This is a genomic window from Promicromonospora sp. NPDC059942 (assembly GCF_042731755.1).
In the GTDB taxonomy this organism is placed as follows: Bacteria; Actinomycetota; Actinomycetes; order Actinomycetales; family Cellulomonadaceae; genus Promicromonospora.
The window spans coordinates 136,458-149,652 of the sequence record NZ_JBHWLR010000009.1 but is presented as its reverse complement, the minus strand read 5'-3'; the positions used below and the strand labels follow the sequence as shown (position 1 = coordinate 149,652).

The 13,195-nt window shown below is 73.1% G+C and carries 12 protein-coding genes; 8 read left to right on the top strand and 4 right to left on the bottom strand.

All coding sequences use genetic code 11. The annotated features are described in order from the left end of the window. Window positions 1-5: 5 nt before the first annotated feature. The gene (locus ACFV9Q_RS16385; RefSeq protein WP_377235278.1) at window positions 6-350 is read right to left on the bottom strand and encodes a type II toxin-antitoxin system RelE/ParE family toxin; all 345 of its coding nucleotides are present in this window, start codon (window positions 348-350) and stop codon (window positions 6-8) included. Window positions 351-419: 69 nt separating this feature from the next. Next, on the bottom strand, window positions 420-1,346 hold the full coding sequence (locus tag ACFV9Q_RS16380; RefSeq protein WP_377235277.1) for a DNA-formamidopyrimidine glycosylase family protein: 927 nt from the start codon (window positions 1,344-1,346) through the stop codon (window positions 420-422). 93 nt (window positions 1,347-1,439) lie between these two features. On the opposite strand from ACFV9Q_RS16380, the gene ACFV9Q_RS16375 reads away from it, so the two are divergent. Beyond that, window positions 1,440-3,266 (top strand): proline--tRNA ligase, encoded by a 1,827-nt coding sequence (locus tag ACFV9Q_RS16375; protein WP_377235276.1) that lies wholly within the window; start codon window positions 1,440-1,442, stop codon window positions 3,264-3,266. A 34-nt stretch (window positions 3,267-3,300) separates the two neighbouring features. Here the strand turns inward: ACFV9Q_RS16375 and ACFV9Q_RS16370 are convergent, their stop codons facing one another. Next, window positions 3,301-4,362, bottom strand: coding sequence for a DUF4439 domain-containing protein (locus ACFV9Q_RS16370; protein WP_377235275.1), 1,062 nt, complete (start codon window positions 4,360-4,362; stop codon window positions 3,301-3,303). Between the two features lie 195 nt (window positions 4,363-4,557). Between ACFV9Q_RS16370 and rimP the strand changes: the two genes are divergently transcribed. The 7 genes from rimP (at window position 4,558) to truB (ending at window position 11,898) form a co-directional block, all read left to right on the top strand. Next, window positions 4,558-5,151 (top strand): ribosome maturation factor RimP, encoded by a 594-nt coding sequence (rimP, locus tag ACFV9Q_RS16365; RefSeq protein ID WP_377235274.1) that lies wholly within the window; start codon window positions 4,558-4,560, stop codon window positions 5,149-5,151. Window position 5,152: 1 nt separating this feature from the next. Next, window positions 5,153-6,202, top strand: a complete 1,050-nt coding sequence (gene nusA / locus ACFV9Q_RS16360; protein ID WP_377230106.1) for a transcription termination factor NusA — start codon at window positions 5,153-5,155, stop codon at window positions 6,200-6,202. A gap of 78 nt (window positions 6,203-6,280) precedes the next feature. Further along, a complete protein-coding gene (locus ACFV9Q_RS16355) occupies window positions 6,281-6,556 on the top strand; it encodes a YlxR family protein (RefSeq protein ID WP_377230105.1) in 276 nt (91 codons plus the stop codon). A 177-nt stretch (window positions 6,557-6,733) separates the two neighbouring features. After that, window positions 6,734-9,727 (top strand): translation initiation factor IF-2, encoded by a 2,994-nt coding sequence (infB, locus tag ACFV9Q_RS16350; protein WP_377235273.1) that lies wholly within the window; start codon window positions 6,734-6,736, stop codon window positions 9,725-9,727. A gap of 106 nt (window positions 9,728-9,833) precedes the next feature. Beyond that, entirely contained in the window at window positions 9,834-10,274 is a 441-nt protein-coding gene (rbfA, locus tag ACFV9Q_RS16345; RefSeq protein ID WP_377230103.1) for a 30S ribosome-binding factor RbfA, read from the top strand. Then, complete coding sequence (pyrE, locus tag ACFV9Q_RS16340) at window positions 10,271-10,804, top strand: orotate phosphoribosyltransferase (protein ID WP_377235272.1); 534 nt, start codon at window positions 10,271-10,273, stop codon at window positions 10,802-10,804. The genes rbfA and pyrE overlap by 4 nt, the downstream gene beginning before the upstream one ends. Window positions 10,805-10,824: 20 nt before the next feature. Next, a complete protein-coding gene (truB, locus tag ACFV9Q_RS16335) occupies window positions 10,825-11,898 on the top strand; it encodes a tRNA pseudouridine(55) synthase TruB (RefSeq protein WP_377235271.1) in 1,074 nt (357 codons plus the stop codon). A 76-nt stretch (window positions 11,899-11,974) separates the two neighbouring features. Here truB and ACFV9Q_RS16330 read toward each other — a convergent pair whose 3' ends face one another. Then, window positions 11,975-13,153: a hypothetical protein gene (locus tag ACFV9Q_RS16330; protein ID WP_377235270.1), complete on the bottom strand. Its 1,179-nt coding sequence runs from the start codon at window positions 13,151-13,153 to the stop codon at window positions 11,975-11,977. Window positions 13,154-13,195: the final 42 nt, after the last annotated feature.

Here is a 13,195-nt window from a genome sequence, read left to right as displayed (position 1 = left end):
CGTGCTCACCCCTTGGTCCTCGGGTCCGGCAGTCTGTCCCGCCGCTCGATTCGTGCCTTTCTTGCCCGGTCGATCTCACGCCGCTCGTTCTGGCGCTGCTTGCGGAACGTGGTCAGCGTGAAGACCTTTCGTTCGGGCTCGAACGTGTAGGTGATCCTGCGGGCAACGCCTTCGCAGGTGAATCGCAGCTCGAAGAGCCCGTCCCCCAGCGCGCGTGACTGCGGCATCCGGAGCAGGTTGCCCTGCTCGGCCAGCATGCCGATCACCCGGTCCGCCTGGGCCATTCCTTGCACGCTCAGCCTCTCGTACCAGTCCGCGACTTCGTCGGAGAACTCGATCTGCCAATTCATCTAGTGAACATAGCGTTGATGCTATGTTACCGCCCGCGCAAGGGGCCGGCCAGCGTGCGGCGCCGCGGTTCAGCGCAACAGCTTCGACATCCGGCGGTCCGCCAGCGGCTTGCCGCCCGTCTGGCAGGTGGGGCAGTACTGCATCGACCGGTCGGCGAACGACACCTCGTGCACCGTGTCGCCGCACGGGACGCCGTTCCAGCCCGGGCAGGGCAGCCCCGTCCGCCCGTGCACCCGCATCCCGGCCCGCTTGGCGTCCTTGAGCTCCTTGGCCGGCTTGCCCGACGCCGCCTCGATCGCCTCCGCGAGCACGTCGCCGATCGCGGTGTGCAGCCGAGCCGTCTCCTCGGGCGTGAACGTCCCGGTCAGCTTGTACGGGCTGAACCGGCCCACGAGCAGGATCTCGTCGCTGTAGGCGTTGCCGATGCCGGCGATGGCCCGCTGGTCGCGCAGCAGGCCTTTGACCTGCTGGTTCTTCGCCGCGAGCAGCCCCGCCAGCACCTCGGTGGTGAACTCCGGCGCGAGCGGCTCCACGCCCAGCGAGGCGATCATCTCGACGTCGGCCGGGTCGCGGACCACGTGCACGGCGAGTCGCTTGCGGGTCCCGGCCTCGGTCAGGTCGAACCCGGAGCCGTCGTCGAGCCGCACACGCAGTGCCAGGATCGCCCCCCGGCTGGAGCCGCCGAGCGACGGCCGGACGGGCTTGGTCGACAGGGCGTCCGACCAGCGCACCCAGCCGCCCCGGGAGAGATGGAAGACCAGGTGGAGCGGGGCGCCGTCGGCCACCGTGCCGCCAGGAGCGGGCGTGACCTCCAGGTCCAGCCACTTGCCGTGCCGGGCCACACCGGTCACCCGGCCCCCGGCGAGCGCCGCGGGCGGTGGGTCGAACGTCTTGAGCGCCGCGATCGAGCCGACCTCCACCGCGCTGACCGTGCGCCCCGCGGTCCGGGCGCGCAGGAAGTCGGCGAGCGCGGCGACCTCGGGCAGCTCCGGCATGGCCTCATCCTCCGCAACTTCCCGGGACACGGCAAGGTAAGCACCACAAATTCCAGGCGAGCCGCGAGGCTCCGCGCGGATAGGCTGTGCCCCATGTCTTCCGCACGCCTCACTCAGGGCGACGTGCTGCGCATGTCGTCCCTCTTCGTCCGTACCCTGCGCGAGGACCCGGCCGAGGCCGAGGTCGCCAGCCACAAGCTCCTCGTGCGGGCCGGGTACATCCGCCGGGCCGCCCCGGGCATCTACTCGTGGCTGCCGCTCGGCCTGCGGGTGCTGGCCAAGATCGAGGCGATCGTCCGCGAGGAGATGGTCGCGATCGGCGGCCAGGAGGTGCACTTCCCGGCGCTGCTGCCGCGGGAGCCCTACGAGGCGACGGGCCGCTGGGAGGAGTACGGCGCCGGCCTGTTCCGGCTCAAGGACCGCAAGGACGCGGACTACCTGCTCGCGCCCACGCACGAGGAGATGTTCGCGCTGCTGGTCAAGGACCTGTACTCGTCGTACAAGGACCTGCCGGTCACGCTCTTCCAGATCCAGACCAAGTACCGCGACGAGGCGCGCCCCCGCGCGGGCCTGATCCGCGGCCGCGAGTTCATCATGAAGGACTCGTACTCGTTCGACGTCAAGGACGAGGGCCTGGACGTCAGCTACCAGAAGCACCGCGAGGCGTACGAGAAGATCTTCACGCGCCTCGGCCTGGACTACGTGATCGTCTCGGCGATGTCGGGCGCCATGGGCGGCTCGCGCTCCGAGGAGTTCCTCTCGCCCTCGCCCATCGGCGAGGACACGTTCGTGCGCTCGCCCGGCGGCTACGCCGCCAACGTCGAGGCCGTGGTCACGCCCGTCCCCGAGGCGATCCCGTACGACGACGCCCCCGCGGCCCACGTCGAGGACACGCCCGACACCCCGACGATCGCCACGCTGGTCGACGTCGCGAACGCGAAGTTCCCCCGGCCCGACCGGGCCTGGACCGCCGCCGACACCCTGAAGAACGTGGTGCTCGCGCTGGTGCAGCCCGACGGGACCCGCGAGCTGGTCGTCGTCGGCCTGCCCGGCGACCGCGAGGTCGACCTTAAGCGCATCGAGGCCGCGCTGACCCCGGCGGAGCCCGAGGCAGCCACCGAGGAGGACTTCAAGAAGTTCCCCGAGCTCGTGAAGGGCTACATCGGCCCGCAGGCGCTCGGCCCCCAGGGTGAGCAGGTCGAGGGCGAGGACGGCGAGAAGGTCCCCGCCATCCGCTACCTCCTGGACCCGCGCGTGGTGCCCGGCACCCGCTGGATCACGGGCGCCAACGAGCCCGGCAAGCACGTCTTCGACCTGGTGGCCGGCCGTGACTTCACGGCCGACGGCACCGTCGAGGCCGCCGAGGTGCGCGCCGGCGACCCGGCCCCCGACGGCTCCGGCCCGCTGGAGCTCGCGCGTGGCATCGAGATGGGCCACATCTTCCAGCTCGGCCGCAAGTACGCCGAGGCCCTCGGCCTGGTGGTGCTCGACGAGAACGGCAAGCAGGCCGTGGTGACGATGGGCTCGTACGGCGTCGGCGTCACGCGGGCCCTGGCCGCGCTGGCCGAGGCCAACCACGACGAGCGCGGGCTGGCGTGGCCGGCGCACGTGGCTCCGGCGCACGTGCACCTGGTCGCGGCGGGCAAGGACGCCGCGGTGTTCGAGGCGGCCGGGAAGATCGCGGACGAGCTCGCCGCCCGCGGCGTCGAGGTGCTCTACGACGACCGGGCCGGCAAGACGTCGCCGGGCGTGAAGTTCAAGGACGCCGAGCTGCTGGGCGCCCCGCTCGTGGTCACTGTGGGCAAGGCTCTGGCCGACGGCGTGGTCGAGGTCCGGCCCCGCGCCGGCGAGGCGGAGCAGTTCCCCGTCGACGGCATCGTGGACGCCGTGGTCGAGCGGGTCGAGGCCCTGCTCGGCTGAGGCCGGGGTCGAGCCCGACCGTCACGTGAGGCCGTCAGGCGAGCTCCGGCAGTCCCGGGAACGGGACTGCCGGGGCGCCCCAGCGGGCGCCGGCGAGCGTGGAGTCGGTCAGCAGCGCGACCAGCACGGCGCGGGTGCCCGGTTCGGCGAGGCCGACCAGCGAGGCGTAGTTCTGGGCCAGGCCGTTCTCCAGATCGCGGGCGAGGTCCGTCGTGGCGGCGTCCGGTCCGGGCACCGCGTAGGCGACCCGCCGCGGGTCCTGGTCGGTCCCGGCCGTCCCCGCGAGGACGGCCCAGTCCTGGGCCCGTGCGCGGTGCACGACGGCTCGTTCGAGCGCCTGGGTGCGGATCGGCTCGTCGGCCTGCGCCGCCCGTACCTCGAGCGCGTAGGCCGCCGTGTCCTCGGCCAGGACCAGGGCGCTCAGGTCCTCGGCCGCCAGGCCGGTGGGCGCCACGGGTGCCTCGTCGGTCTTGGCCGAGGCCGGCGTCGCCGAGGCCTCGTCGCCGTCGCTGGGCTCCGGGGCGGGATCGGTGGGCTCGGGGATCTCGGTGGAGGGCAGGGCGGGGCCTTCGGCGCCGGTGAGCTGCGCGAGGGTCCTGGCGTGCTGCGTCTGCGACGTGGAGATCGAGGCGAGCAGCCGGCCCAGCGGCCCGGACGGCGCCTGGTCGGCGGCTGCCCGGGTGCGCGTCGCGGCGTCGCGCAGCGACGTGACGACGGCCCGTGGTGTGGGCTCCTCGGCGGTCGCCGAGGGGGAGGAACCGGAGTCGTCGGCCACGATGTCGCCGAGACCCGAGTCGTACTCGCCGCCGAGCTCCTCCGCCTGCAGGGTCGCCGTCTCGGCGATGACGCCGAGCTCCGTCTTGACGTCGGCCCTGATCGTGTCCGACGTCGCGGCGGTCTCGGCCTGGTCGGCCACGAGCAGCGCGTCGGCCACCGCCGTGCGCCGCAGGACCTCCGCCGCGTCCGGCACGGGCTCGGTCGGCGGCGGCGTCTCGAGCCGTACCCCGCAACCTGAGAGAATGATCGCGCAGGTCAGGGCCAGCGCGGTCAGGCCTGACCGGCGTCGGGTACGGGCCGTGCGGTTCGAGGCGTTCATCGTGGCCGATGATGCCATGTTCCGGAACTCCGTTCGTCCCTGACCGGTTGCGGTCGGGTCACGGACATCACGTTCTTCGCGAAGTGCCGAGGTCCGACGCTTCGTTAGGCTTGACGCAGACAACAACAGCACATCGGTCGAACCGTTCCGGCTCGAACCGTGCCCCCGCCCGGGGGAACCGACGGGAGGCAGTCGATGACACAGCAGGCGGATGCGGTCCGCGAGGTGGTGGGACCGGTGGTCGAGGCCGCAGGGCTCTACCTCGAGGAGGTGAGCGCCACCCGGGCGGGCAGCAAGTCCGTGGTCCGGGTCACCGTCGACCTGCCGGACGACGCCGTGGGCAGCCTGGACTCCGACGCCCTCGGCGACGTGTCGCGCGCGATCTCCGCGGCGCTGGACACGGACGACGTCGTCGCCGGCGCCTACACGCTCGAGATCTCGACGCCGGGCACCTCCCGGCCGCTGACCGAGCTGCGGCACTTCAAGCGCGCCCGGACGCGGCTGGTGACGCTCAAGCTCACCGACGGCAGCCTCGTCGAGGGCCGGCTGACCGACGTGCTCGACGGCGCCGACGGGGCCGTGCTGGTGCTCGACGAGGACCGTCAGGTCCCCGTCGGCGACGTCCGCCGGGGCAAGGTCGAGGTCGAGCTGCGACGGCTCGAGGACGCCCAGGATGCCGAGGATTCGGAACTGGGCGAGAGTGCAGGTGAAGACACCGACGAGGACTCGGACGGTGCCGCTACGGACAACACGACCGAGGGTCACCCCGGCCGCAACGAGGAAGGCTGACATGGACATCGACATGAGCACGCTCCGGATGCTGGAGCGCGAGCGGGACCTCAGCCTGGACGTGCTCGTCGCGGCCATCGAGCAGGCCCTCCTCTCGGCCTACCACCGCACCCCGGACGCCTACAACCGGGCCCGGGTCGAGGTGGACCGTGCGTCGGGCCACGTGACGGTGTGGGCGCGCGAGGAGCTGCCCGTCGCCGAGGACCCCGAGGACCCGGACGCGCGCCCCGTGGTGGAGCTCGGCCCCGAGTTCGACGACACGCCCCAGGACTTCGGCCGCATCGCGACCGCGACGGCCCGCCAGGTGATCGTCCAGCGGCTGCGCGACGCCGAGGACGACCAGGTGCTCGGCACCTTCCGCGGCAAGGAGGGCGAGGTCCTGGCCGGCGTCATCCAGCAGGGCCGCGACCCGCGCATGGTGCTCGTGGACGTGGGCGGCACCGAGGCCGTGCTGCCCCCGCACGAGCAGGTGCCCACCGAGGAGTACGTGCACGGCGAGCGGCTGCGCGCGTACGTGGTGGAGGTCAGCCGCGGAATGAAGGGTCCTCAGATCACGTTGAGCCGTACGCACCCGAACCTCGTGCGCAAGCTCTTCGAGCTCGAGGTCCCGGAGATCGCGGACGGCTCGGTGGAGATCACCGCCATCGCCCGCGAGGCGGGGCACCGCACCAAGATGGCCGTGCGTTCCCGCGTGTCGGGGCTCAACGCCAAGGGTGCGTGCATCGGCCCGATGGGCGCCCGCGTCCGCGCGGTGATGGCCGAGCTGCACGGCGAGAAGATCGACATCGTCGACCACAGCGACGACCCCGCCTCCTTCGTGGCGAGCGCGCTGTCGCCGGCCCGTGTGTCGTCTGTCACAGTGGTCGACGCCGACGCCCGTGCCGCACGGGCGATCGTCCCCGACTACCAGCTGTCCCTCGCGATCGGCAAGGAAGGGCAGAACGCCCGGCTCGCCGCGAAGCTGACGGGATGGCGGATCGACATCCGCTCGGACGAGGCGGCTGACGCCGACGCAGGTGGCGCCGCCGCCGACGCACAGAGCGGTCGGTAACGCCCGGTGGGTCGGCGCGGTAGACTGTCCGAGTCTGGGCCGCGTGCTCGTCCTTCGACATACCCCGCTCCGCCTGTCATGGGCCCGGTGCGGACGTGTGTCGGATGCCGGGGGCGCGACCAGCGGTCTGCACTCCTGCGTCTGGTGCTGGACACCCCGATGCATGATGTCGACGTGGCAGAGCCACGGCGCGTCGTGGTCGACGTCCGTGCCTGTCTGCCGGGTCGCGGCGCCTGGGTCCACCCGGTGTCGCAGTGCCTGGAGCTCGCCGAGCGCCGCAGGGCCGTCCCCCGCGCACTGCGCGCCGACGGGCCCCTCGACCTCGGCGAGGTGCGAGCACACCTCGGCCGGTGAGGGTGCCGACCGCAAGACCGTTCCGACCGGGCGCGACAGAGCGCCCGGCCGAATCATGAAGTTCGTCGACAAGGAAGCGGGTTTGAAGCCGATGGGCACCCGATGAGTCCCCAGCGATGAGTACGCAGTACTAACGGTGGTCCTCCCTGTCCCGGGACGGACCGAGACAGGAGAGATGTGGCGAAGATCCGCGTTCACGAGCTGGCTAAGCAGCTCGGAGTGGAGAGCAAGACCCTGATGGGCGAGCTGAAGGCCGCGGGCGAGTTCGTCCGCTCGGCCTCCTCGACCCTCGAGGCCCCGGTCGAGCGAGCGATGCGCGACAAGTTCCCCGTCGGTGGCGCCTCCGGCGCGTCCGACAAGGGCGCAGCGGCGAAGCCTGCCGCGAGCGCGCCGAAGCCGGCCGCGAAGCCCGCGGCCCGGAAGCCTGCCGAGGCGGCACCCGCCCCGGCGCCGGCTCCCGCCCCGGCCCCGGCCCCCAAGTCCGAGGCGGCACCCGCACCTGCGCCCGCCGCGGCACCGACCCCTGCGCCGGCGGCTCCCGCCCCGGCCCCGGCGGCCGAGCAGACCCCTGTGGCCCCTGCGGCATCGGCCTCGCCGGCCGCCGCGGCGCCCAAGCCCGGCGCGCCGAAGCCGGCCGCCGCGGCCCCCAAGCCCGGTGCCCCCAAGCCCGCCGCCGCCCCCTCGGGCGCGCGTCCGGGTGGTCGCGACGGCGGCCGTGACGGCGGCCGTGGTGGCCGTCCGGGCGGCGGCAACCCGCGCCCGGGCAACAACCCGTTCGCGACCAGCCAGGGCATGCCCCGTCCCGGTGGCGGCCGTGGTGGCCGTCCCGCGGCCGGTGGCGGCGAGCGCCCCGGTGGCGGTAACCCGCGTCCGGGCAACAACCCGTTCGCGACCAGCCAGGGCATGCCGCGTCCGGGGCAGCGCCCCGAGCGCAGCGAGTCGGCCGGCGAGCGCCCGGGCGGTCCCCGCCCCGGTGGCCCGCGCCCCTCGGCGCCCCGTCCCGGTGGCACCGGTGGCGGCGGCCCGCGCCCGAACCCCGGCATGATGCCGGGCAAGACCAACATGCCGCGTCCGGGTGACCGCCCGGCTCCGGGTGGTGGCCGTGGTCGCCCCGGTGGCGGCGGCGGTGGCCGTCCCGGTCCTGGTGGCGCCGGCGGTGCCGGTGCTCCGGGTCGTCCCGGCGGTGGCGGCGGCGGCTTCGGCGGCCCGCGCCGGGGTGCCGGTGGTCGCGGTGCGACGCAGGGTGCCTTCGGGCGCGCCGGCGGCAAGCCGGTCCGCGGTCGTAAGTCGCGCCGGGCGAAGCGCCAGGAGTTCGAGGCGATGCAGGCCCCGTCGCTCGGCGGCGTGCAGGTTCCCCGCGGCAACGGCAGCACGGTCGTGCGCCTGCGCCACGGTGCGTCGCTGAACGACTTCGCCGACAAGATCGACGCGAACCCCGCGGCGCTCGTGACCGTCCTGTTCCACCTGGGCGAGATGGCCACGGCCACGCAGTCGCTCGACGAGGACACGTTCGGCACGCTGGCGACCGAGCTCGGCTACCAGATCGAGATGGTCTCGGCCGAGGAGGAGGACCGCGAGCTGCTCGGGGCCTTCGACATCGACCTGCAGGCCGAGGAGGCGGGCGAGTCGGACGACGACCTGGTCGCCCGTCCGCCGGTCGTGACCGTCATGGGTCACGTCGACCACGGTAAGACCAAGCTGCTCGACGCCATCCGCAAGTCGGACGTGGTGGCGGGCGAGCACGGTGGCATCACGCAGCACATCGGTGCCTACCAGATCACGCACGAGCACGAGGGCACCGAGCGTGCCATCACGTTCATCGACACCCCGGGTCACGAGGCGTTCACCGCCATGCGTGCTCGTGGTGCCCAGGTCACGGACATCGCGATCCTCGTGGTCGCGGCCGACGACGGCGTGATGCCGCAGACGGTCGAGGCCGTGAACCACGCGCAGGCGGCCGGCGTGCCGATCGTCGTCGCGGTCAACAAGATCGACGTCGAGGGTGCCAACCCGGCGAAGGTGCGTCAGCAGCTCACCGAGTACAACCTGGTGGCCGAGGAGTACGGCGGCGACACGATGTTCGTCGACGTCGCGGCCAAGCCGGGCATCGGCATCGACGACCTCGTCGAGGCCGTCCTGCTGACCGCCGACGCCGCTCTCGACCTGCGCGCCAACCCGTCCAAGGACGCGCGCGGTGTCGCGATCGAGGCCAACCTCGACCGGGGTCGTGGCCCTGTGGCCACGGTGCTGGTCCAGTCGGGCACGCTGCACGTCGGCGACTCGATCGTCGCCGGCACGGCCCACGGCCGTGTGCGTGCGATGTTCGACGAGCACGGCAACGCGGTCGACGCCGCGACGCCCGCCCGTCCGGTCCAGGTGCTGGGTCTCACCAGCGTCCCGAGCGCCGGCGACACGTTCCTCGTGGCGCCGGACGACCGCACGGCACGTCAGATCGCCGAGAAGCGTGAGGCGGCCGAGCGCGCCGCGACGCTGGCCAAGCGCCGCAAGCGGATCAGCCTCGAGGACTTCGACACCGAGCTCAAGAAGGGCAAGGTCGAGAGCCTCAACCTCATCCTCAAGGGCGACGTGTCCGGTGCCGTGGAGGCACTGGAGGACGCGCTGCTCAAGATCGACGTGGGCGAGGAGGTCGAGCTGCGCGTCATCCACCGTGGTGTGGGTGCGATCACGCAGAACGACGTCAACCTGGCCACCGTCGACAGCGCCGTGATCATCGGCTTCAACGTGAAGTACGGCGAGCGCGTCGAGGAGCTGGCGGAGCGCGAAGGCGTCGACGTCAAGTTCTACTCGGTCATCTACCAGGCGATCGAGGACGTCGAGGCGGCCCTCAAGGGCATGCTCAAGCCGGAGTACGAGGAGGTCCAGCTCGGGACCGCGGAGATCCGCCAGGTCTTCCGTTCCTCGAAGTTCGGCAACATCGCCGGTTCGGTCATCCGCTCGGGCACCATCCGACGCAACTCGAAGGCGCGCGTGCTGCGCAACGGCACCGTCGTGGGGGACAACCTCACGATCGAGTCGCTGCGTCGCGAGAAGGACGACGTCACCGAGGTCCGCGAGGGCTTCGAGTGCGGTATCGGTCTCGGGTCGTTCAACGACGTCACCGAGGGCGACATCATCGAGACCTTCGAGATGCGCGAGAAGCCGCGCGACTGACACCACTGTCGCCGAGTCAGCATGCTGGTCCGTCCAGATCCCGGGATTTCCCGGGGTCCGGGCGGACCAGCATGCTGACTCGGCGGAGTCGGAAAGGATATGGACCATGGTCGACAATCCGCGGGCTCGTAAGCTCGCCGACCGCATCAAGGTGATCGTCGCGCAGATGATCGACTCGCGGATCAAGGATCCGCGGCTCGGCTTCGTGACGGTCACGGACGTCCGCGTCACCGGTGACCTGCAGAACGCCTCGGTGTTCTACACGGTCTACGGCTCCGACGAGGACCGCGAGGGCACGGCCGCGGCGCTGAAGAGCGCCACGGGCATGATCCGCTCCGAGGTGGGCAAGCAGACCGGTGTGCGCCTGACGCCCACCATCGAGTTCCACCTCGACTCGGTCCCCGACACGGCCGCCCACCTCGACGCCGCGCTGATCGAGGCGCGCAAGCGGGACGCCGAGCTCGAGGCACTGCGTGCCGGGGCCCGGTACGCGGGCGACGAGGACCCGTACAAGAAGCCGCGCGAGGACGACGCCGAGGCCGAGTGACCTCCGACCCCACGCTCGCGCGTGACATCGACGCCGCCTGCCGCCTGACCGGGAAGTTCACGCTCCGGTCGGGCCAGGTGGCGTCGGAGTACTTCGACAAGTACCTGTTCGAGAGCGACCCGGCGCTGCTGGCCCGGGTCGCGCGCCAGATGGTGCCGCTGGTCCCCGCGGACGCCGACCTGCTGGGCGGCCTCGAGCTCGGCGGGGTGCCGATCGTGACCGTGCTCAGCGGCCTGACCGGCACGGGCGCGCTGTACGTGCGCAAGCAGGCCAAGGAGTACGGCACCGCGAAGCTCGCGGAGGGGCCCCCGGTCGAGGGCCGCAGGGTCGTGCTGGTCGAGGACGTGATCACCACCGGCGGCGCCGTCCGCGACGCGACGTCGGCGCTCCGGGCTGCCGGGGCCGTGGTGGAGACGGTGGTCTGCGCGATCGACCGCAGCCCGGCCGGCAGCACGCCCCTCGCCGACGTCGGCGTGGAGGTCCGCGCCGTCCTGACCAAGGCCGACCTCGACGCCGCGCGGCACTCCTGAGCCACGGGATACTGAACCCCATGACCTCTCCCACCCCGCGGGCTCCCGCGCGCCGTCCCACGGCCGCCGACGGGTTCGTCGTGGTCGACAAGCCGCAGGGCTGGACCAGCCACGACGTCGTCGGGCGGATGCGGCGCCTGGCCGGGACCCGCAAGGTCGGCCACGCCGGCACGCTCGACCCGATGGCGACCGGCGTGCTCGTGCTCGGGATCGGCAAGGCCACGCGCCTGCTCACGTACGTGGTGGGCGCCGACAAGGACTACGACGCCACGATCCGGCTGGGCGTGGCCACGACCACGGACGACGCCGAGGGCACGGTGGTCGAGGTGTTCGGCCCGGACGCCGTCGGGCGCGTGGACCGGGCGGCGCTGGACACCGCGGTCGCCGACCTCACGGGCGACATCCTGCAGGTGCCCACGTCCGTGTCCGCGATCAAGGTGGACGGCAAGCGCGCCTACGCGCGCGTCCGGGCGGGGGAGGAGGTCGCGCTGAAGGCGCGGCCCGTCACCGTGTCCCGGTTCGAGGTCGTGGACGTCCGCGCGGCGACGGCGACCGTGCCGGACGGCGACCTCGAGGAGTACGTCGATCCGGGGGACGGCGATCCCGGCGCCGAGCCCGGCATCGCCCCGACCGCCGCCGAACCCGGCGACGGCCCCACCCGGGAGGTGCCCGTCGTCGACGTCGACGTGCGCGTCACCGTCTCGTCCGGCACCTACGTGCGCGCCCTGGCCCGCGACCTCGGCGCGGCGCTCGGCACGGGCGGTCACCTGACCGTGCTGCGCCGCACCCGGGTGGGCGGTTACCCGCTGGACGGCGCCCGCACGCTGGAGGAGCTGGAGGCGCAGGCCGACGCCGACGGCACGCTGGCCACGCTCCCGCTGGCCGACGCCGCGCGCGGCACGTTCCCGGTGCGTGAGCTCGACGAGGCCGAGGTGCGCGCGCTCGGCTACGGCCAGTGGGTCGAGCCGTCCGGGCGCGCCGACGTCGTGGCGGCGCTCTCGCCGTCGGGCACGCTCGTGGCGCTGCTGGAGGACACGCGGCGCCGCGGCGAGAGCCTCGCCAAGCCGGTCCTGGTGCTCGAGCCCGCCCCCTGACCGGGCCGGCGCGCGCCGGGTGCGCGCGCCGGGTGCGCGCGCCGGCCCGGTCAGACGAGCAGGCCAGACCAGCGGGTCAGGCCGGCACGGTCATGACCGGTGCCCGCCGGGTGCGGCCCGTGGTGCGGGCGTGGCCCACGACGGACAGCAGCACCCCGGCCCCCGCCCAGAGCGCGAGCGCCAGCCAGGCCGCCGACGCGTCGGCGTCGGGGAAGTACGAGACGTCGCGCAGCAGGGTGGCGCTGGCGCCCGGCGGCATCCACTGACCGATCGCGCCCCAGTGCCAGGGCAGGAACTCGGGCGGCATCGCCGCGCCCGAGATCGGGTTCCCGATCAGCATCATCAGCACCGGGCCGAGCGCGATGCCGGGCCTGCCGAGCACCGCGACGAACCCGGTGATGGGTGCGGCGATCGCGGCGATCGAGAGGGCGAGCGTGGCGCCGTCGAGCAGCCAGTCGCCCTGCACGGTGCCGAACCAGAAGTGCAGGATGCCCACGAGGATCCCGCCGCCGACCACCGAGTACACGGTGACGGCGAGCACGCGACGCAGGGCCCCGTTGACGGCGAGCGAGATGCCGATGCCGCCGATCATGCCGCCGAGCAGGATCGGGAACATCGCGGCCGCCAGGCCGGAGCCGCGGGGGTCGTCGGCGGACAGCGGGACCACGTCCGTGACGGTCACCTGGGGAACCTCGGGCAGCGACGGGGCCTGGGCCGCGCCGGGCTCCGGCGCCTGCGGCTGCTCGCCGCGTGCGGCGGCCTCAAGCGCCTGCTGGACGGCGGCCTGCGCGGCCTGGGCCGCCTGTTCCTGGGCGGCGGCGAGCGCCGCCGCCGTCGCAGCGTCGGCCTGCTCCTGGATCCCGCGCTGGAGCTGCGCGGCGATCTGCGTCATGAGCTGGTGCGTGGCCGTGCTCGCCGCGGAGGCGGTGAGCACCTCGGGCGCCTCGCCCGCCTTCGGGTCGCCCAGCACGACGCCGCCGTAGACGTCGCGGTTCTCGACGGCCTCGACGGCTGCGGCCCGGTCGTCGGCCTCGATCAGCTCGACGGCTCCGGGCTGGGCCTCGTCGAGGTTCTCGCGGACGGCGCTGACGGCCTCGGCGGACCCGACGACGGCGACGGGCAGGTCGCGTGGCTCGGCCGTGACCGAGGGCCACGAGAAGGCGAGAACGAACACGGTCAGCACGAGGGTGAGGGCCAGCGCGACGCCGACGACCCGGCCTGCCGGGGTGTGGGGCGCTGGTGCTTCGTAGGACAAGGGTTGCTCCATATCTAAAAAAACGAACGCTCGTTCTTTATG